The organism is Virgisporangium aurantiacum (genome assembly GCF_016863635.1).
GTDB classification, from domain to species: Bacteria; Actinomycetota; Actinomycetes; order Mycobacteriales; family Micromonosporaceae; genus Virgisporangium; species Virgisporangium aurantiacum.
Map to the genome: position 1 here is coordinate 1 of NZ_BOPG01000004.1, position 20,460 is coordinate 20,460.

The 20,460-nt window shown below is 70.6% G+C and carries 18 protein-coding genes; 6 read left to right on the forward strand and 12 right to left on the reverse strand.

The genetic code is table 11. From position 1 onward, the window contains the following. The 5 genes from hpf to mtrA all read right to left on the reverse strand — a co-directional run. A partial coding sequence (gene hpf / locus Vau01_RS02500) for a ribosome hibernation-promoting factor, HPF/YfiA family (protein WP_203986655.1) occupies positions 1–192 on the reverse strand: 192 nt, incomplete at its 3' end. Between the two features lie 323 nt (positions 193–515). Then, the gene (locus Vau01_RS02505) at positions 516–1,220 is read right to left on the reverse strand and encodes a ComF family protein (protein ID WP_203986657.1); all 705 of its coding nucleotides are present in this window, start codon (positions 1,218–1,220) and stop codon (positions 516–518) included. A 6-nt stretch (positions 1,221–1,226) separates the two neighbouring features. Next, positions 1,227–3,104: an LpqB family beta-propeller domain-containing protein gene (locus Vau01_RS02510; RefSeq protein WP_203986659.1), complete on the reverse strand. Its 1,878-nt coding sequence runs from the start codon at positions 3,102–3,104 to the stop codon at positions 1,227–1,229. Beyond that, positions 3,094–4,800, reverse strand: a complete 1,707-nt coding sequence (mtrB, locus tag Vau01_RS02515) for an MtrAB system histidine kinase MtrB (protein WP_239151262.1) — start codon at positions 4,798–4,800, stop codon at positions 3,094–3,096. Before mtrB ends, Vau01_RS02510 begins: the two co-directional genes overlap by 11 nt. A gap of 110 nt (positions 4,801–4,910) precedes the next feature. Continuing rightward, positions 4,911–5,600 (reverse strand): MtrAB system response regulator MtrA, encoded by a 690-nt coding sequence (gene mtrA / locus Vau01_RS02520; RefSeq protein WP_203986661.1) that lies wholly within the window; start codon positions 5,598–5,600, stop codon positions 4,911–4,913. Positions 5,601–5,746: 146 nt separating this feature from the next. Here mtrA and Vau01_RS02525 point away from each other — a divergent pair, with 146 nt between their 5' ends. The 5 genes from Vau01_RS02525 to Vau01_RS02545 are packed head-to-tail and all read left to right on the forward strand — an operon-like array spanning position 5,747 to position 10,847. Beyond that, positions 5,747–6,571: a hypothetical protein gene (locus tag Vau01_RS02525; RefSeq protein ID WP_239151248.1), complete on the forward strand. Its 825-nt coding sequence runs from the start codon at positions 5,747–5,749 to the stop codon at positions 6,569–6,571. 7 nt (positions 6,572–6,578) lie between these two features. After that, positions 6,579–7,193, forward strand: coding sequence for a DUF4129 domain-containing protein (locus tag Vau01_RS02530; protein WP_239151250.1), 615 nt, complete (start codon positions 6,579–6,581; stop codon positions 7,191–7,193). Then, positions 7,190–8,527: a DUF4350 domain-containing protein gene (locus Vau01_RS02535; RefSeq protein ID WP_203986666.1), complete on the forward strand. Its 1,338-nt coding sequence runs from the start codon at positions 7,190–7,192 to the stop codon at positions 8,525–8,527. The genes Vau01_RS02530 and Vau01_RS02535 overlap by 4 nt, the downstream gene beginning before the upstream one ends. Before the next feature lie 11 nt (positions 8,528–8,538). After that, positions 8,539–9,513 carry an AAA family ATPase gene (locus Vau01_RS02540; RefSeq protein ID WP_203986668.1) on the forward strand — a complete coding sequence of 325 codons (975 nt, stop codon included), beginning with the start codon at positions 8,539–8,541 and terminating at the stop codon, positions 9,511–9,513. After that, entirely contained in the window at positions 9,510–10,847 is a 1,338-nt protein-coding gene (locus Vau01_RS02545) for a DUF58 domain-containing protein (protein ID WP_203986670.1), read from the forward strand. Before Vau01_RS02540 ends, Vau01_RS02545 begins: the two co-directional genes overlap by 4 nt. Here the strand turns inward: Vau01_RS02545 and Vau01_RS02550 are convergent. Next, entirely contained in the window at positions 10,844–11,833 is a 990-nt protein-coding gene (locus Vau01_RS02550) for a stage II sporulation protein M (RefSeq protein ID WP_203986672.1), read from the reverse strand. The two genes, Vau01_RS02545 and Vau01_RS02550, sit on opposite strands and share 4 nt — an antisense overlap. A gap of 71 nt (positions 11,834–11,904) precedes the next feature. On the opposite strand from Vau01_RS02550, the gene Vau01_RS02555 reads away from it, so the two are divergent. Then, a complete protein-coding gene (locus Vau01_RS02555; RefSeq protein WP_239151251.1) occupies positions 11,905–12,828 on the forward strand; it encodes an RDD family protein in 924 nt (307 codons plus the stop codon). Here Vau01_RS02555 and Vau01_RS02560 read toward each other — a convergent pair. From Vau01_RS02560 to efeB, 6 genes are all read right to left on the reverse strand, one after another. Beyond that, positions 12,821–13,885, reverse strand: a complete 1,065-nt coding sequence (locus Vau01_RS02560) for an ABC transporter ATP-binding protein (protein ID WP_203986674.1) — start codon at positions 13,883–13,885, stop codon at positions 12,821–12,823. The two genes, Vau01_RS02555 and Vau01_RS02560, sit on opposite strands and share 8 nt — an antisense overlap. Then, on the reverse strand, positions 13,882–15,054 hold the full coding sequence (locus Vau01_RS02565; protein WP_203986676.1) for an ABC transporter ATP-binding protein: 1,173 nt from the start codon (positions 15,052–15,054) through the stop codon (positions 13,882–13,884). Before Vau01_RS02565 ends, Vau01_RS02560 begins: the two co-directional genes overlap by 4 nt. Beyond that, complete coding sequence (locus Vau01_RS02570) at positions 15,051–15,986, reverse strand: ABC transporter permease (protein WP_239151252.1); 936 nt, start codon at positions 15,984–15,986, stop codon at positions 15,051–15,053. The genes Vau01_RS02565 and Vau01_RS02570 overlap by 4 nt, the downstream gene beginning before the upstream one ends. A gap of 60 nt (positions 15,987–16,046) precedes the next feature. Next, positions 16,047–17,033, reverse strand: coding sequence for an ABC transporter permease (locus Vau01_RS02575; protein WP_203986678.1), 987 nt, complete (start codon positions 17,031–17,033; stop codon positions 16,047–16,049). 113 nt (positions 17,034–17,146) lie between these two features. After that, on the reverse strand, positions 17,147–18,880 hold the full coding sequence (locus Vau01_RS02580) for an ABC transporter family substrate-binding protein (protein ID WP_203986680.1): 1,734 nt from the start codon (positions 18,878–18,880) through the stop codon (positions 17,147–17,149). A 303-nt stretch (positions 18,881–19,183) separates the two neighbouring features. Beyond that, positions 19,184–20,449 carry an iron uptake transporter deferrochelatase/peroxidase subunit gene (efeB, locus tag Vau01_RS02585; RefSeq protein ID WP_203986684.1) on the reverse strand — a complete coding sequence of 422 codons (1,266 nt, stop codon included), beginning with the start codon at positions 20,447–20,449 and terminating at the stop codon, positions 19,184–19,186. Positions 20,450–20,460 lie beyond the last annotated feature (11 nt).

Here is a 20,460-nt window from a genome sequence, read left to right on the forward strand (position 1 = left end):
CCCGCGCGAGAAGCAGGTGATCTCGACGCGTTGGCAGTTGTCGGACTGCCGCCGGTTCTTCTCGTGGAACAGCTCCACGTCAACACTGATGATCTTGTGGTCGTACCGTTCCACCTTGGCAAGCTTGTCGGCGACATGCTGCCGGTAGTGGTCGGGCACCTCCACGTTGCGGCCCTTGACAACGATGTCCACGCTGTGACCTCCCCTGGCTGTTTTCGTCAGGATGAGCAGTCCGGAAGCTCGACTGTCTTAGCTAGATGCCGGTCCGACTGGACCGGGATCGATAAGTGCCGATGAAGTGATCGGAATGCCCCGGCGAACATGCACGGAGTGCAACCGCGCCGGTGGACCGGGGCCAGGAACTTCGGCCTCGCCTCCCTTCGCGGTGAGAGGGTGGTGATTCGACGCTAACCCGCAGACACTCCCCCGTCATCCCCCGTTTGAAAACTCACCCGACCAATGGGACGGTCCGGAACGTTCGAACAGCCCCAAACGGGTCGACTCTGGCAGTTTTGTCAGCTCTCTGACTCCGGAGAGTCAGGGCGGCGGGGCGTGTACGCGACCGTGGCGGCCGCCGTCACCGGGAGACCGGCCGAGCGCAGGAGACCGGCCGCCGCGTCGAGCGTCGCGCCCGACGTGATCACGTCGTCGACGAGAATCAGGCTCACCCCGGCGGCCACCGCGGCCCGCACGTCGCCCAGCCGGCCCGGGCGCAGGCGGAGGCCGGCCCGGGCCGCCGCGACGCGCTGGGCCGCCGTCAGGCCCACGGAATCGGGACGCGGGAGCGCGCGCAACGGGAACCCCACCGCGCCGGGAACACCGGCCCGGGTGAGGCCGGCCCCGGCGCGCCGGGCCAGCCGCGTCACGTGGTCGCCGAACCGGCGCCGGGCCGCGGCGGGCGTCGCCGGGACGGGCACCAGCAGCACCCCGGCGCGGCCGGCCGGTACACAGGCCCGGACCGCGACGGCCAACCGGTCGCCCAGCACCGCCGCCAGACCGTGCCGCCCGTGCTCCTTGTACGCGTTGACGGCCTCCCGCAACGGGCCCTCGTACACGCCGCCGGCCACCACCGGCGGCAGGCCGGACAGCCACCGCGCGGGCGGCACCCGCACCGGCCCGCCCGCGATGCGGTCCGCACACCGGTCGCACCAGGCGACTCCGGCCGTGCCGCACCCGGCGCAGGACGTCGGCAGCACCAGGTCGACGAGCGTCGCGAACATCAGGCCTCAGATCACGTCGGCGTAGAACACCGCGGTCACCCGTGGATCGGAAACCGTGGCGGATGCGGACGGGGACGGGGACGGGCTCTGCGACTCCGGTGCCTTGACCGCCCGCATGATGGGCGAGTACGGGAAGTACGAACTCCGGGTTCCCCCCGCGGACGCCTCGATCACCACGTCGCCGCCGCCCAGGTTGTTGATCGGGTCCCACGGCACCGCCGACAACTGCGTCAGTTGCGCACCCTGCAGTCCGTTCGGGCCGGTGGAGGTCAGGGCGCCACCGTCGATCGCGGCGATCATCAGCCCCGACCGGCCGCCGACGATGATCTGGTGTTCGAAGTTCCACGCCACGCCGCGCAGGTCGACGAGGTTGCCGACGTAGAGCTCGCGGAGCTCCTGCGCGGAGTTCACGCCGATCGTCACCGGAAGCTTGGTCGAGTCGATCGTCGCGACGTACACCTTGCTGGCGGTGACCATCGCGATGCGCGCGCCGTCCGGTGCCACCGACACGGCGACGAGGGGATCCGCAGACGGCAACGGCAGGTTCACCGCGGTCACCTCGCCCGTGCCGAGGTTGACGTCGTACAGGTTGCCGTCGGCGACGATCAGCACCTGGTCGCCCACGCCCGGCAGGTACGACGGCCGGCTGTACGGTCCGATCCGCCCGTCGAGGCCGACGACGTGGGTGAACGTCGCCGCGCTCCGGTCGGCCGGGGTCCGGCCGACCCACAACTGCCGTGGACCGCCGCCATCCTGGCGCACCAGCGCGGCCGAGTTCTGCTTCGTGTTGACCGCGGCCGCGACGACATTCGAGTTCTCCGGCCGGCCGAGGATCGACGGCGGCGACACCTCCGGGTCGATCGGTACCAGCTTCCCGCTCACCGCTCCGAACAGCCGCCGTTCGTTGCGGTCGTTGAGCGGCTGGGACGGGTTGGCGCGAAGGTAGTCCGTACCGGAATAGGTGCGCCCGTCCCGGCCGCCGATCCGCAGTTCGACCGTGTACCGCTCCGGATGCAGCGACCATCGCAGTTGCGTGGCGAGGTGGTCCATCGACTTCTCGAGATCGGTCTCCGGCACCGCCGGCGGCAGGTTGACCACGACGTTGTCCCCGTTCAGCGTCGCGTTGTCGAGCGGCTTTTCGAACGGCGGACGCTGCACCACCGGCGTCGGCTGGGAAAGGAACAGCGACGGGCCGGCGAGCACCCGCGCCACGATCGTCTTCGCCCGCTTCTCGTCGGAGATGCCGGCGCTGATGTAGCGGCGGTCGGGCACCAGGAACCGACCGGTCAGGTCCCAGTAGTAGACCGGGCGCACCTCGAACAGGGTGCCGAGCCCCTCCAGCGACAGCGGCAGCATGTTGTCGGGGGCGTTGAGGAGCAGCTTCGACTTGGGATCGACCCTGAGGGTGTACGTCGCCGGGGCACGGCCGGCCGGGATGAGGAATCCGGCGGGGTCGAGCACACCGATCTGGCGCAGCGTGACGGGGACCGAATTGTCGACCCCCACTGTCAGCTCGCCGATCACCTGGACGACGGTGATCGAGTTACCGGGCTTCCAGGTCGCCATCGGGTCGAGGAAGCGCTGCGCCTGGCGGACCGCGGCCGGGATCCGTTCCCCCGGACTCAGGGCCGGATCCCAGTCGGCGGCGGCGCCGGTCTTCAGGAACCGCTGCACGAGTTCGACCGGCGAGATGTCGGTGGCCGGCTCGGGCAGCCCGACCGAGCCGGCCGGCCCGACCGGCCGACCCACCCGGGGGGCGTCGTCGAGGGGTTCCGGCTCGCCCGAACCGGGGACGCCGCACCCGGCCGCCGCCACCACCACGCACATGAGCGCCAGCGCCGCCCGGAGCAGCCTGCGCCCGTCTCCCCTGCTTTTACTCCGCACGGCCGCCACCGATCTCGACCACATCGGCCACCGCGTCGCCCACGATGGCGGCCGATCCGTTCGGGCGCTCGGCCACCGCGGGGGCCGCGCCCTCCGGAACCAGCGGAAGCGGCGCCGACACCAGCCGGTCGCCGGCGCGCAACGGCAGCACGAGCCGGAACTGGGCGCCCTGCCCCGGCGCGCCCCACGCCTCCAGCCAGCCGCCGTGCAGCCGGGCGTCCTCGAGGCTGATCGACAGGCCGAGGCCGGTGCCGCCGGTCTGCCGGGCGCGCGACGGGTCGGCCCGCCAGAAGCGGTTGAACACCAGCTTCTCCTCGCCCGGCTTGAGCCCGATGCCCGCGTCGCGCACGGTGATCGCGACCGAATGGTCGTCGGCGGCCAGCGCGACCCGTACCGGACGGTGCTCACCGTGCTCGACCGCGTTGCCCATGAGGTTGCGCAGCACCCGCTCGACGCGACGCTGGTCGACCTCGGCGATCACCGGATCGTCGGGCACGTCGAGGACGATCGGCGAGCCGACCCGCTCGGCCAGCGACTCCAGGCGATCGGCGACCCGGCGCACCACCGGCGTCAGGTCGGCGGGTTCGGCGTCGAGGCTCGCGAAGCCCGCGTCGAAGCGGGAGATCTCCAACAGGTCGGTGAGCAGTTCCTCGAACCGGTCGAGCTCGGCGTGCAGCAGCTCGGCGCTGCGGGCGACCGCGGGGTCGAAGTCCTCGCGCTCGGCGAAGATCAGATCGGCGGCCATCCGCACCGTGGTGAGCGGTGTGCGCAGCTCGTGTGACACGTCGGACGTGAACCGCCGCTGCAACCGCGACATCTCCTCCAGCCGCAGGATCTGGCGCTGCAGGTTCGCCGCCATCTGGTTGAACGCGGCGGCGAGGCTGGCCAGATCGTCTTCCCCGCGCACCTCCATGCGCTGGTCGAGCAGGCCGGCCGACAGCCGTTGGGCGGTGCGGGCGGCCAGCCGCACCGGGCTCACCACCATGCGGGTCACTATCGCGGCCAGCAGTGCCAGCAGGATCACCAGCGTGATGCCGGTCAACGAGACGCTGGTGCCGACGAGCTCGGCGTTGTCGACCTCGTCGTCGAGCGGAAACATGTAGTAGAGCCCGAGCTCGCCGGCCTGCGTGCGCACGAGCGTGCCGTAGACCAGGAACGGGCGGGCGCCGTCGCCGTCGGGGTCGGCGGTGATGTACTGCCGGGCGACCCGGCCCTCGCGCACGTACCGGCGCAGCCCGTCGAGTTCGGTGCTCCGGAGAACCCGCAGGGCCTGCTCGCCATCGGGTTGCGCCTGCGGCGCGAGGATCTCCCGGCGGTCCTCCACCGGGACGATCGCCACCTGCACACCGGTGCCCGACTCCGAACTGGCGCCGGCCGCCCCGCCGGCGTCGTTGAGGAGCTGCAACAGCAGTTGCGGCACGGTGGCGGGGAGCGCCGCGTCGGTCGGCGAGTCGACCCGCAACTGGTTGACGGCGTACTGGCCGCCCCGGTTGACGATGTTGTTGGTGCGCTCGAACTTCTGCCCCAGCTGGCCGGTGGTGATCCGGTTGGTGACCAGCACGCCGAACGCCGCGATCAGCACGCTGGAGAGCACCAGCGTGATCGACACGACGCGCACCTGCAGCGACCGTCGCCAGGTCTTGCGCCCGGCCAGCCAGCCCTGGTAGAGCCAGCGGCCCGGCCCGCGACGGCGCACCCGCCGCCAGTGCAGCCGCCACCACCGGGCGGTGAGGACGGGCGACCCGCGCACCCGCGACCAGAGCGACCGCGGCCGCTCCGGTGGGGTGAGCGGGTCGATCGTGAGCACTACGCCGTGCCCGCCTTGTAGCCGACGCCGCGCACGGTGAGGATGATCTCCGGCCGCTCCGGGTCGGGCTCGATCTTCGCCCGCAGGCGCTGGACGTGCACGTTCACCAGTCTGGTGTCGGCCGCGTGCCGGTAGCCCCACACCTGCTCGAGCAGCACCTCGCGGGTGAACACCTGGCGCGGTTTGCGGGCCAGCGCCACCAGGAGGTCGAACTCCAGCGGGGTCAGCTTGACCTCTTCGCCGTTGCGGTTCACGGTGTGCGCCGGCACGTCGATGGTGATCTGGTTGCCGACTGGCCCGATCGTGAGCACCTCCGGCGCCACGTCTTCGCCGCGGCGGAGCCGGGCGCGCATGCGCGCGACGAGTTCCTTCGGCTTGAACGGCTTGACGACGTAGTCGTCGGCACCGGACTCCAGGCCGAGAACGACGTCGACGGTGTCGCTCTTCGCGGTGAGCATGACGATCGGTACGCCGGATTCGCCGCGGATCGCCCGGCACACGTCAATGCCGCTCATACCGGGCAGCATCAGGTCAAGCAGGACGATGTCGGGCCGCGCCTCGCGGAACGCGTTCAGCGCCCGCTCGCCGTCGGCCACGAAGGATGGCAGGAATCCCTCGCTGCGCAGGACGATGCCGAGCATCTCGGCGAGCGCGGGATCGTCGTCGACAACCAAGATTCGGGCCCTCATGCGACCCAATACTTGCACCTCCCGGCCCGTTTCCGCGGCCCGCCCACCCGCGTTGGCCCAATACGGTCAAATCCATCTGGGGACACGCGCCTGGCAACCGCATGCCAGGATGGCTTGCGAATCGGGCGAAAAGACTGGGGGACGGCGTGCAGACCGGCGTGCTTCCGCTGCGTCCGCTCACCCTCGGTGAGCTCCTCGACGCTGCCGTCGCACTGCTGCGCGGGCAGGCCAAGGTGCTGCTGGGCGCCGGCTTCGTGCTCGCGGTGATCGAACAGGCCGCGCTCTACGGCCTCCGCGTCGGCACCGCCCGCCCGCCGTACCTCCTGCCCTACGACGACCGGCTGGACATCTACTGGCTGGCGCTGGCGGTCGGTTTCGCCACCGAACTCGCGATCATCACCGCGCTGGGCGGGCTGACGGCACAGGCGGCCGGTCCGGCGTTGCTCGGCGAACGGGTGCGGATCCGGCCGCGGAACGGCCGGTTCGGCGCGGTGGCGCTGATCGCCGGCGTCGCCGGAATCGCCGGCTTCCTGGCGGCGATCTCCTGTCTCCTGCCGTGGTTCCTGCTCTACGCGGTGGTCGGCCTGGTCGTGCCCGCGCTCGTGATCGACCGGGTGAACCCGCTGCGGGCCGTCGGGCGGTCGCTGGTGCTGTCGTGCCGGGGCGGCCTGCGTGGCGCGGCGGTGCGCATCGCCGGGTACGTCGCCTGGGGCGCGGTGCGGATCGCGTTGGGCGTCGGCACGCTGGCGCTGATCAGCCTCGCGGTCGACAGCCTCGACGACGGCACCCGGTGGCTGATCGCGGGCATCGCGTGGGCCCTCGTGAACACGGTGGCCTACCCGGCGCTCGCGTGCCTCGACGCCGTGCTGCACCTGGAGACCCGCATGCGCACCGAGGGGCTCGACATCGTGCTCTCCCGCGCCTACGCCACCGGTCGGCCACCGGCCGCGAACCTGGCCCTCCCGCGGTGAGCCACTGATGCGCTGGTGGAACGAGTTCGTCGCGGGCGTCGAGACGGTGCTTCCGTTGCCGGCGGTGGTGCTGCTGCTGTTCGTCGCCGCCACGGTCGTCGCCCTGCTCTGGTACTTCTTCCCGGCCTGGATCCCGCGCCGCTGGCCGCGCCTGCGGATGCCGCGCTGGCGGTTCCGGCTGCCGACCTGGCGGTGGCGGTGGCGCAAGCCGGTGTGGCGCCGGTCCGCCAAGGCCGCCGCGGAGGCACCGGCCGAGCCGGTGGAGGGTGACGAGGTTCCCGAGCTTCCGGCGGCGATGTTCGCCGACCTGGCCGACCGGCTCGCGGCCGAGGGACGGTTCGCCGAGGCGATCCGGGAACGCCTGCGGGGCATGGTGCGCCAGCTGATCGAACGCGGGGTGCTGGAGCACCGTCCAGGGTGGACGGTCACGGAACTGGCGGCGGTCGCGGCGGCCCGGCGGCCGCAGGTGTCCGGTCCGCTGAACGCGGCCGGCCAGCTCTTCTCCGACATCTGGTACGGCGACCGCCCGGCCGGCGCCGAACAGGACAACAGCATGCGCGCGCACGTCGCCGCCCAGACCGCCGCTTTGTCGGTACGTGAGCCGATCGGGGTGCCGCGATGACCACGGTGGTCGAGGCTCCGGCGGCTTCCGCGCCGCGTCCGGCTCCGCGGAGACGCAGTAAGCGCTGGCTGCGGCTCGTCGTGCCGTACGCGATCGTGGTGGTCCTGCTCCTGGTCTCGGTGGTCGCCTACGTCATCGAGGAGCCCGACCCCGAGAACACCGACTACCTCTCCCCCGTGAGCACCGCCGACATCGGCTCCAGCGAACTGGCCGGGCGGCTGCGCCAGCGCGGGATCACCATCGAGCGGCAGACGAGCACCGCGGCGGCCCTGCGGTCGGCCCACCGCGGCGGCGCCACCCTGTTCGTCACCACACCCGGCCTCGTGCACTCGTTGTACCTGCGGATGCTGAAGCTGATGCCGGCGAGCACCACCGTGGTCCTGGTCCGCCCCGACAACAAGTCGATGGGGCGGGGCGGCCTGCCGGGCCGGGTCACCGGCAACCGCTGGGCGGGCACCGCCGCCGCACCGGGCTGCGGCTACGGCCCGGCGCGCGAGGCCGGCGTCGCCGGGGTGCGGCGGACCACCTACCAGTCGGCGTTGCCGCTCGACCGCTGCTACGCCGATTCGCTGGTCCGGGTGGCCCACCACGACACGACGATGACGTTCGTGGGCTCGGCCGACCCGTTCCGCAACGACCGCATCGGCGAGCACGGCAACGCGCGGCTCGCCGTCGGCCTGCTGGCCGGTGCACCGCGCGTGGTCTGGCTGGACCTGCACGGCGACGAGCCCGGCCCGAAGGTCCACGACAAGAACGCGCAGGGCCTCGACGAGAGCCCGGCCCCGGCCGACCTCGGCCCCGGCTCACCCGACCCCGACTTCCCGGTGCCCGACCCGGACGGCACGCAGGAGGGCGAGGCGGACCAGCCGGACGAGGACGAGCGGGAGCAGGCCGGGTCCAGCGGGCCGTCGGTGTTCGACCTGTTCCCGGCCGCCGCGTGGACCGTGCTGGCGCTGCTCTGCGTCGCCGCCCTGCTCGCCGCGGCCGCTCGGGCCCGCCGGCTCGGCGCACCGGTGCCGGAGCCGCTGCCGGTGCTGGTGCCCACCACGGAGACCGTCACCGGGCGCGGCCGCCTCTACGAGCGCTCCCGCGACCGGGGTGCGGCGCTCGCCGTGCTGCGCCGGGCCGCCCGCGACCGCATCACGCACGCTCTCGACCTGCCGCCCGACGCGGAGCGCGCCACGCTGGTGCCCGCCGTCGTCGCGCAGACCGGCTTCGACCCCGGCCAGGTCGACACGCTCCTGTTCGGCCCGGACCCGGAGACCAACGAGGATCTGGTCCACCTGGCGGCGGCGCTGGAGATCCTGGTCGAGACGGTGACCCGCATTCGGTGAAGGAGAAACTTGTGACTGAGACCGTTGCGCCGCCCGACGCCACCAGCAGAGCCGCGCTCGGCCGGCTGCGGGCCGAGGTCGGCAAGGCCGTCATCGGGCAGGAGGCGGTCGTCACCGGGCTGGTGATCGCGCTGCTGTGCCGCGGGCACGTGCTGCTCGAAGGCGTGCCGGGCGTGGCCAAGACGCTCCTCGTCCGCACGCTGGCCGCCGCCCTCGACCTCGACACCAAGCGGCTGCAGTTCACGCCCGATCTGATGCCCGGCGACGTCACCGGCTCGCTGATCTTCGACGCCCGCACCGCCGCGTTCGAGTTCCGCGAGGGTCCGGTCTTCACGAACCTGCTGCTCGCCGACGAGATCAACCGCACCCCGCCGAAGACGCAGGCATCGCTGCTGGAGGTCATGGAGGAGCGGCAGGTGTCCGTGGAGGGCAGCCCGCGCCGGCTGCCCGAGCCGTTCATCGTGATCGCCACCCAGAACCCGGTGGAGTACGAGGGCACGTACCCGTTGCCGGAGGCGCAACTCGACCGGTTCCTGCTGAAGATCAACGTGCCGTTGCCGAGCCGCGACGAGGAACTCGGCGTCCTCCGGGCGCACCACCACGGCTTCGATCCGCGCGACCTGAAGGCCGCCGGCGTCCAGCCGGTCGCCACCCGGGCCGACCTCGCCGCCGGGCGGGCGGCCTGCATGCGGGTGGCGGTGACTGATCCGGTGCTGGCGTACGTGGTCGACCTGTGCCGCGCCACCCGCGTGTCACCGTCGCTGGAACTGGGCGCCTCGCCCCGCGGCGCCACCGCCCTGCTCGCCGCCGCGAAGGCGTGGGCCTGGCTCACCGGTCGCGACTACGTGACGCCCGACGACGTCAAGGCGCTGGCCCGGCCGACGCTGCGGCACCGGGTGCGGCTGCGGCCGGAGGCGGAACTGGAGGGCGTGAGCACCGACGCCGTGCTCGACGCGGTGCTGGCAACCGTCCCGACGCCACGATGATCACCGGACGGCCGGCCGCGCTGCTCGCCCTCGGCGCCTTCGGGCTCGCCGTGGCGGGCCTGCTCGGTGACCCGTCCGGAGCCTGGCCGTGGGTGGTGGCCCTTGCCCTATTTGTCGTTTTGTTAGCTCTGTGCGCATTCGACTTCGCGGTCGCGGCGCCGCTGGGCGACGTGCGGCTCTCGCGCGACGGTGAGCGGTCGTGCTGGCTGGGCGAGAGCACGTCGGTGGCGTTGACGGTGCACAACGACTCGCCCCGGTTGCTGCGGGCGCGGGTGCGCGACGCGTGGGTGCCGTCGGCGGGTCCGTCGCCGTACGAGCACCTCGTCGACCTGGACCCGGGCGCGGTGTCCGTGCTGGAGACACGGTTGACGCCGACGCGGCGGGGCGACCGGCCGGCGGTGTGCGTCACGCTGCGCTCGTACGGGCCGCTCGGGTTCGCCTACCGGCAGCACCGCGCCCGGACCGCCGCGGCCCGCACGCCGGCCTGGACGCTGCGCGTCTACCCGCGGTTCGAGGCGCGCCGGCTGCTGCCGGAGAAGATGTCCCGGCTGCGGGTGCTCGACGGCGCCGTGGTCACCCGGGGCCGCGGCCAGGGCACCGAGTTCGACGCGCTGCGCGAGTACGTGATCGGCGACGACGTCCGCTCGATCGACTGGCGGGCCAGTGCCCGCCGCTCCGACGTGGTGGTGCGCAGTTGGCGTCCGGAGCGCGACCGGCGGGTGCTGTGCGTCCTCGACACCGGCCGCACCTCGGCGGCCCGCATCGGCGACGAACCCCGCCTCGACGCCGGGATCGACGCCGCGCTGCTGCTGGCGATGCTGGCCGCCCGCGCCGGCGACCGGGTCGACCTGCTCGCCGTCGACACGGCGGTGCGGGCGGCCGTGGCCAACCCGGGCAAGCGGACGCTGCTGTGGCAACTGGTCACCGCGATGGCGCCGCTGTCGCCGGCGCTGGTCGAGACCGACTTCGGGCTGGTGGCCAGCGAGGTGCTCCGCCGCGAGCGGAAGCGGGCGCTGGTGGTGCTGTTCACCGCGCTCGAACCGGGTGCGCTCGCCGAGGGCCTGCTGCCGGTGCTGCCGCGGCTGGCGGCCCGGCACCGGGTGGTGGTCGCGGCCGTGCACGACCCGGCCCTGGACACGCTGGCGGCCGCCCCGCGCACGTCGACCGGCGCCGTGTACCGGGCCGCGGCGGCGCACCGCGCACTGGTCGAGCGGGACCGGGTGCGGCAGGCGCTGACCCGTTACGGCGTCGACGTGATCGACGCGCCGGTGGAGCAGTTCGCGTCGAAGGTCGCCGACACGTACCTGGCTCTGAAGCGGATCGGCCGCCTCTAAGCCGTCGGCACGAGCGGTTCGGCGTCCTCCACGTCGGCGCTCTCGCCGTCCTGCGCCGCGCGGGCGCCCAGGACGAAGACGTAGCCGAGAAAGCCCAGCCACGCCGTCGCGCCGATGCCGACGCGCAGCACGGTCGGCACCGGCGCGGGCGTCACGAACGCCTCGATCAGGCCGCTGATGAACAGCACCGGCACCAGGCCGACCGCGACCAGCATCCCCTCCCGGGCGGTCTGCGCCAGCGCCCGTCCCCGGGTACGCAAGGGGCCGGGCGCGATCCACGCCCAGCCGATCCGCAGCCCGAACCCGGCCGCGACGAACACCGCCGTGAGCTCCAGCAGCCCGTGCGGCGTGATCAGCCCGAAGAACACGTCGGACCGCCCGTTGCCGATCATGATGCCGCCGACCAGGCCGAGGCTCAGCGCGTTGGTGGCCAGCACGTACACCACCGGCAGCACCAGCACGCCGCCGGCGAGACACTGGGCGGCGAGGAACGCGTTGTTGGTCCACACGTGCAGCGCGAAGTTCTGCGGCTGGTACTCGGTGTAGTAGCCGGCGAAGCTGGAGTTGACCAGCTCGTCGATCTGCTCGTCGCTGAGCAGCATCGACGGGACCTCGGGATGGCTGGCCACGTACCACATGAGCACGCCCGACAGGGTCACGAACGCCGCGGTGACCCCGAGCCACCACGGCGCCGCCCGGTAGACGGCGAGCGGGAACCCGACCGTGAGGAACCGGCCGACCGACCGCCACGAGAACCCCGGGCCACCGGTGAGCGCCGCCCGCGCCTGGAGCACGAGGCGGGAGAGCCGGGCGACCAGCGCCGGATCGGGCGAGCGGCTGCGTACCGCGGACAGGTGGGTGGCGGTGCGCTGGTAGAGGATCACCAGCTCGTCGGCCTCGGGCGCCGACAGCCGCCGACGGCGGGAGAGCTGGTCGAGGCGGCGCCACTCCCCCGCGTGCTCGGCGACGTACGCGTCGAGGTCCACGGCGGTGAGCCTATCGGCTGGGCGCTTGCACGGGCTGACCCTGGATGACCGCATGGTGTTGACTGTTCGACGTGGCGGTTCTCCAGTCGTTCCCGGCGCCGGTTCCGGTCGAGCCGTCGACGCCTCCGGTGTCGGGCGGCGACCTGCTGGTCAGCGGCGAGGCCGTCGAGGTCGAGGTGCGGGTGGCCCGGCTCGGTTCCCGCGCGCTGGCGCTGCTGCTCGACATCATCCTGCAGGTGATCCTGCTGTACACGATGGTGTTCGTGGCCAGCGTGGGGCTGCTGCTGATCGGCGGGGTCACCGACGAGGCGCTCGTGATCGCGGTGATGATCATCATCGTCGTGATCGTGCTGATCGGCTACCCGACGCTCAGCGAGACCCTGTTCCGGGGACGCACGCTCGGCAAGCTGGCGATCGGCCTCCGCGTGGTGCGGGTCGACGGTGGGCCGATCCAGTTCCGGCACGCGCTCACGCGGTCACTGATCAGCGTGACGCTGGAGTGGCCCGGCCTGATCCTCGCGCCGCTCACCTGGGCCTTCAGCCTGGGCACGATGCTCGCCCAGCCGCAGGGCCGCCGCATCGGCGACCTGGCGGCGGGCACGATGGTGATCCACGACCGCACCCCGGCCGCCTGGGGCTGGGTGCCGACCATGCCGCCGCCGCTGATGCACTGGGCGCCGCTGCTCGACCTCACCGGCCTCAGCGACGACCTGGCCCTGGCCGTGCGCCACTTCCTGGCCCGCAACCGGGAGATCAAGGAACCCGCCCGCAGCCGCCTCGGCCACGCGCTCGCCGCCGAGGTGGCGGCCTGCATCACCCCGCCCCCACCACCGGGGGTCCCCGGCTGGGCGTACCTGGCCGCTGTCCTGGCCGAACGGCACCGCCGGGCCGCCCTTCGCCTGGCGGCGGCCCGCCAGCTCAGCTCGAGCGTCTGGACCGCGGTTGGCCCCCCACCCCCCGCGGTCCGCCCGAAACGGCGCTGGCGCTCTAGATGAGCTTCATGGCCTCGGCGTAGTGGCACGCGCTCCGGTGGCCCTCGCCCCGGTCGATCAGCGCGGGCACCTCGTTGATGCAGCGCTGACGCTCGGGCTCGCTCAACTCGCCGGCGAACTTCGGGCACCGTGAGCGGAAGCGGCAGCCGCTGGGCGGGTTGACCGGGCTCGGCACGTCGCCCTGGAGCAGGATGCGCTTGCGGGTGCGCTCCTTGCGGGGGTCGGGCAGCGGGATCGCCGAGATCAGCGCCTGCGTGTACGGGTGGGCCGCCTGCCGGAACAGCTGCTCGACCCGTGCGGTCTCGACGATGCGACCCAGGTACATCACCGCGACATGGTCGGCGATGTGCCGGATCACCGACAGGTCGTGCGAGATGAACAGGTACGACAGGCCGAACTCCTCCTGCAGGTCCTCCAGCAGGTTGATCACGCCGGCCTGGATCGACACGTCGAGGGCCGACACCGGCTCGTCGAGGATCAGCACCTTCGGCTTCAGCGCCAGGGCCCGGGCCACGCCGATGCGCTGCCGCTGGCCACCGGAGAACTCGTGCGCGTACCGGTTGCCGTGCTCCGGGTTGAGGCCGACGGTCCGCAGCAGGTCACGGACGACCTTCCGGCCGTCGTCGTCGCCGTGGTAGCGGCCGTGGATGCGCAACGGCTCCGCGATGATCTCGTTGACGGTCATGCGCGGGTCGAGCGAGGCGAACGGGTCCTGGAACACGATCTGCAGGTCGCGCCGCAGCGGGCGCATGTCGGCCGCCGACAGCTTGGTGAGGTCCTTGCCGTCGTACCAGACCTGGCCGGACGTGGCCCGCACCAGGTTCAGCAGCAGCCGGCCGGTGGTGGTCTTGCCGCAGCCGGACTCGCCCACCAGGCCGAGCGTCTCGTGCGTGTTCAGGTCGAACGAGATGTCGCAGACGGCGTGCACGTCGCCGATCCGGCGCCGGATCAGCCCGCGCGAGCGCACCGGGAAGTGCTTGACCAGGTTCCGCACCGACAGCACGGGCTGCCGCCCGGACGTGGTGTCGGCCTCCTCCACCGGGGTCACCGCGCTGGTCATGAGATCTCCTTCTTCGCCAGATCCGGCGCTTGCGTGCCGTCACCCTCGTGAACCACCGCCGCCGGCCCGATGAGATCGGGGTCGATCTCGGCGACCGTCAGGTCTTCGGTGTCGATCGAGGTGGTGCCGAACAGGTCGGCCGACGAGATGCCGACGAGCCGCTCGTGGAAGTGGCACGCGGCCACGTGCGACGCGCCGTCGGTGACGATCAGGTCGGGCTCCTCGTGCTCGCAGATGTCCTGCGCGAGCGGGCACCGCGGGACGAACGGGCACCCGGCGGGCAGGTTCAGCAGCGACGGCGGCGAGCCGACGATCGGGGTGAGCCGTTCCCGCCCGGTCTCGTCGAGCCGGGGCAGGCTGCCCAGCAGGCCCAGCGAGTACGGCATGCGGGGCTGGTAGAAGACGTCGTCGATGGTGCCCTTCTCGACCAGCTTGCCGGCGTACATCACGCAGACGCGGTCGGCGTGCCCGGCGATCACACCCAGGTCGTGGGTGATCAGCACCATCGCGGCACCGGTCTCCTCGCGGGCGGCCTCCAGCGCCTCGAGCACCTGGGCCTGCACCGTGACGTCGAGGGCCGTCGTCGGCTCGTCGGCGATGATCACGTCGGGGTTGTTGGCCATCGCGATCGCGATCACGACGCGCTGACGCATACCGCCCGACATCTCGTGCGGGTAGTTGTCGACGCGCTGCTCCGGGTACGGGATGCCGACCATCTTGAGCAGCTCGATCGACCGGTCGCGGGCCGCCTTCTTCGAGACGTCGTGGTGCGCCTGGATCGCCTCGCCGATCTGGACGCCCACCGTGTAGACCGGGTTCAGCGACGTCAGCGGGTCCTGGAAGATCATCGCGATCTTGTTGCCGCGCAGGTCGGTGTACGCCTTCTCGCTGCGTCCGACCAGTTCCTGGCCGTGCAGCTTCACCGAGCCCTTGATCCGCGCCGTCTTCGGCAGCAGACCCATGATCGCCATGGACGTCACCGACTTGCCGGAGCCCGACTCGCCGACGATGCCCATGGAGTCGCCCCGGCGCAGCTGGTAGCTGACCCCACGGACGGCTTGGACCACGCCGTCGTCGGTGGGGAACTCGACCGTCAGGTTGTCGACGTCGAGCACCACATCGGTGGGACGCCCACCGTTGTCGAGCGAGATCGGGGTCGATTCGGTCATCGGCGTTGCCTCGTCTGTCGGGGGTCGAATGCGTCGCGCAGGCCGTCGCCGATGAAACTGATCGAGAGTGCGATCAGAATGATCATGACGCCTGGCCAGTAGAACAGCCACGGCCGGGTCTCGACCGCCAGCCGCGCGGCGTTCACCAGCACGCCCAGCGACGTGTCGGGCGCCTGCACGCCGAGGCCGACGAACGAGAGCGCCGACTCGGCCAGGATCGCGGCGGCGATGTTGAGCGTCGCCTGAACGATGATCGCGCCCGTGGCGTTGGGCAGCAGGTGCCGGAACACGATGCGCACCGGCCCGGCGCCGAGCGCCTTGGCCGCCTCGATGAACTCCTGCTCGCGCAGCGAGAGGACGACGCCGCGCACGACCCGCGCGTCGACCACCCAGCCGAGCAGACCGAGCACCAGGCCCACCATCAGCACGCTGCCGCCGCGGCCGGTGACCAGCGCGCCGGCGACGAGCAGCAGCGGCAGGGTCAGCAGGACGTCACAGATGCGCATCATGATCGAGTCGATGCGGCCGCCGAAGTAGCCGGCGATCGCGCCGTACGGCGCACCGATGCCGGTCGACAGCAGCGTGGTGACGAACGCGACGAACAGCGACTGCTGCATGCCGCGCTGCACCTGGGCGAACAGGTCGTGCCCGAGACTGTCGGTGCCCATCGGGTTGCTCGGCGAGAACCGGACGCTCGACGGCGAGCTGAGGTCGGTGTAGTCGTACTTCCACACCAGCGGGCCGACGTAGGCGATGAGCACCAGCAGGATGAACACGATCAGGCTGCCGACCGCCAACCGGTGCCGCATGAAGCGGGTCAGGATGATCTGCCACTGCCTGCGTTCCTTGATGGTGAACTCGCGATCCACCTTCTCGCCGCCGGAGGGTGGCGGAGCCACCTCCGACGTCGGCATCGCCTGGGGAACCGTCATGACGCCACCTCGTCGTTACCCGCGCTGAGATCGATGTTCATTGTGAACCTCTGGGACCGGTCACTCATAGCGGATCCGCGGGTCGAGTACGCCGTAGAGGATGTCGGCCACCAGGTTGCCGACCACCACGAAGATGCCGGCGATGAGCAGCCAGCCCATGATCGCGTACCGGTCGCGCGTGGCGATCGAGTCGATCAGGTAGCGGCCCATGCCCTGCCACTCGAACACGGTCTCGGTGATGACCGCGCCGCCGATGACGGTGGCGATGCCCAACGCGCTCACGGTGGTCATCGGGATCAGCGCGGTGCGCAGCGCGTGCCGGGTGAGCACCTTGCGCTGCGAGAGGCCCTTGGCCCGGGCCAGCCGCACGTAGTCGCTGTTGAGCACCTCGAGCATCGACGACCGCTGGAAGCGGCTCCAGGCCGCGTAGGTGATCAGGGCCAGCGAGAGGGTGGGCAGGATGGAGTGCCCGAAGATGTCGGCGATGGTGTTCCAGAGCCCGGGTTCGGTCTCGACGGAACGCGCGCCGATCGTGTAGAAGGTCCGGGTTCCGGTGGCCTCGTTGTACGACAACGCCCCCTGTTTCAGCAGCACCGCCACCCAGAACGCGGGCATGGCGAGGAACAGGAACCCGAAGAACGTGAATATGTAGTCGAGCCACGAATATTGTTTTGTCGCGCTCAGTACCCCGGAGATGACCGCCAGCACGAGCGCCAGGAGCATCGCGAAGATCACCAGGCGCAGGGTCACCACGACCCGGCGGCTCAGCTCGTCGCCGATGTTGCCGGCGGCGTTGATCGAGGGCCCCCAGTCGCCCTTGGTGACCAGGTTCTTGATCCAGTTGCCGTACTGCACCACCACCGGGTCGTCGAGGTGCAGGCGCTTGCGTTCGATGTCGATCGTCTGCTGCGGGACCGGAGGATTTCGGGCCGCGTACTTCTCCTCCACCGGGTCTCCGGTGAACTGTGTCAGGGCGAAGACGATCATCGACGCGACGAGCAGAACCGGGATGGCGATGAGAAGGCGCCGGATGGCGTAGGCGAGCATTGGTTCCTCCGCGAAGACTCGCCGCTTAGCCGAAGAACCCCGGACGCCGGCAGCGTCCGGGGCCCTTCGACACGGTTACAGCGAGATTAGGTGAGACGTGTTACAGGCCAGCGTCAGGAGAGCTTTTCGCCCCATTCCTGGACGTTGTACGTGATACCCGAGTTGTTCGGGTTGTTACGGATGAACAGGAACTGGGAGTACGCCGCCAGGAAGGTCGGCTTCTGGAACAAGGGCAGCACGTACGCGTCCTTGGCCATGAGCTCACCGGCCTGGTTGAACAGGTCCCGCATCTTGGTCGGGTCCAGTTCGCGGGCGGCGGCGTCGAGGAGCTTGTCGACCTCCGGGTTCGAGTACGACCCGTAGTTGCTCTCCTCGCCGGTCCGCCACAGGGCGCGGTTGTCGGCGATGAACGACGAACCGATCCACGCGAAGATGATCACGTCGTAGTCACCGCTGGACAGCGTGCCACCGAGGCTGGTGATCGGCTCGATCGTGAGCTCGACACCGATCTGGCGCAGCTGGGCCTGCCACAGTTCACCGGTCTGCTGACGCAGGGTGTTACCGGTCGTGTACTTGAACCGGAACGGCGGAATCGGCTGGCCGTCCTTGCCGATCAGCTTGTTGTTCTCGATCTTGTAACCGGCGTCGGTGAGGATCTTCTTGGCCGCCTCGACGTTGCCCGCACCCTGCCCGGTGGACGTGATGTAGTCCTTGTAGCCCGGACCACCCGGCATCAGGTTGTGGTTGTTCAGCGGCGCGGCCTTCTTGTAGAAGATACCGACGGTCTTGTCGATGATCTCCTGACGGTTGGTCGCGGTGAAGATCGCCCGACGGAGTTCCTTCTCGGCCAGGTACTTGTTCTTCAGGTTGAAGTCGAAGTGCTCCCACGCGTAGCCGGCCGACAGGTTGTAGTTCACGCCCGGCAGCGTGCTGACCTGCTGAACGAGGTCGGCGCTCGGCTGCGAGTTCAGGACCTGCACTTCCTGGTTCCGCAGGGCGGGGATGTGCTGGGCCTGGTCGGTGATGAACCGGAAGGTCACCTTGTCGAGCGGCGTCTTCTTGCCGAACCACTTCGGGTTACGGGTGAGGACCGCGGAGACGTCCTTGTCGTACTTCTCCATGATGAACGGGCCACCGGACCAGTTCGGCGCGCCACGGAAGTACTCGAACGCCTTCTTGAGACCCTCGGGGGTGTTCAGGTCGCCCTGCTGCGCCGCGATGTGCGACGGGAACAGCGTGAACAGGCCCTTCCAGTCCGGGTAGGTCTCGCCGGCCTTGAGGGTGACGGTGACGGTCTTGTCGCTGTCGGCGCCCTCGATCTTCTCGATCATGTCGTAGCCGGTGCTGCTGGCCACGTCACACTCGGCGCAGTCCTTGCCGTTGGCGGCCTTCCAGTGGTACTGGAAGTCCTTCACGGTGATCTGGGTGCCGTCGTTCCACACGGCTGCCGGCTTGATCTTGTACTGGAACGTCTGCGGGTCGTTCTTGACGAGCTTGGGCTCCTCGACCAGCAGATCCTCGTTCCACCCGATCTCGCCGTTCGGCTTGGAGAAGAACGGCGTCGGGTACATGAGGTTGGTGATCACGGTGGTGTCGGCCGTGTTGCCGTCCGAACTGATGGTGTTCCAGTCCTGGACCTGCTTCTCGGACATGACCGTGATCGAGCCGCCCTCCTTCGTGGGCCCGCTGTTGCATTCGTTCGGCTTCTGCTCACATTCCGCGAAGCCCGGTGAGCTCTCCGGGCCCTTCTCGCCGCCGCCGCCACTTTCGCCGCAGGCGCTCAGGGCCAGCACAGAGACCGCGGCTATGGCCACGAGCCCCCGGAGCCGGGTGGTTCGAGTACGCATTTCCCCTCCAGTCAGCTACCGCAGCCAGTCATGGAAACGGCCCGCGCCCACGCCAGGGACCGCGGCCGACCAGTTGCGCTGTAGTGCCTAAAGGAAACGACGGTTGACGCCAGTCGCCAAGTGCCGACGGAGATTCGTGACTGTCCCGTTATGCGGACGCGTCAAGGGAGTTATGAGCCTCATACAAACGGTGGAGATGGAACCGCCGAATGGGGGAAGAATGGGATCGACGATTAACAGTGTCTGGGCAGTTTGGCCGGACATGTCCGGCCAAAACGGCAGCGTACCGCCTGCCACGCTCGGTCAAGCGAAAAGTGACCGACCCCAATGGTCGTCGGCCGCGGTTACGCCGGGCGGCACCGCGAACAATCCGCTCGACACGTGCCGAATGTATTCATTCATAGTGTCCTGGCGGGCCAGCTGCTGCTGGATCGGAACGAACTGGCGGTGCGGGTCGCGCTGATAGGAAATGAAGAACAGCCCCGCATTGAGGCGGCCGAGCCCGTCGGAACCGTCGACAAAGTTGTAACCCCGCCGTAGCAGACGGGCCCCGCCGTTGTGGGTGTGATGGGCGAGCCGCACGTGCGCCGTCTCCAGGATCATCGGCTCGCCGTCGTCGCCCTTGACCTCGAAATCGGGTTCGTCGTGCTCGTCGGACCGTCCCAGCGGCGCGCCGACGCCCTTCGACCGTCCCACAATCGCCTCCTGCTCGGCGAGCGAGGTCCGGTCCCAGGTCTCGATCAGCATCCTGATCTTTCTGCTGACCAGGTACGACCCGCCGACCATCCAGTCGGGACCGTCGCCGGGCCGGACCCACAACTGCTCGTCGAGCACCGCGCCGTCTTCGGCCTTCAGGTTGTTGGTGCCGTCCTTGAACCCGAAGAGGTTGCGCGGCGTCGCTTGTGACCTCGACGTTACCGATGTCCGCCCGAATCCCAGTTGCGACCACCGTACGCTGACGACACCCATGCCCAATCGGGCAAGGTTTCGTACCGCGTGCACCGCCACCTGGGGATCGTTGGCGCACGCCTGAACGCACAGGTCACCACCGGAGATCGCGGGCTCGATCGTGTCACCCGGGAATTTGGGAAGCTCGGCCAGCGCGGCGGGCGAGCGCGCCGCGAGGCCGAACCGGTCGCGGCCCAGCGCGTCCCGGAACAGCGAGGCGCCGAAGCCGACCGTCACCGTGAGGCCGGCCGCCGGCAGGTCGAGCGCCTCACCGGTGTCCTCCGGCGGCGCGTAGGCCGGCCCGCCGAGCGCACCGAGCGCGCCCGCGTCCTTGCCGGCGGTCATGCGCGCGGTGGCGGCGGTCCAGTTCTGCAGCATTTCCACCAACGCGGAACGCTTCGACGTGATGACGTCGAACGCCACGAAGTGCAGGTGGTCCTGCATCGGGGTGACGATGCCGGCCTGGTGCCGGCCGTAGAAGGTCACGGGGTCGGCCGGGTGTTCGCCCGCGGGGACGTCCCGGCTCTTCGGAGCGTTCAACGCGCTGCCGGCCACGGCGCCGAGGGCGGCCGCGCTGAGCGCGCCCGCCCCGGCGAGGCCGATGGCCTTACGACGGTCCATCAGACCCTCCG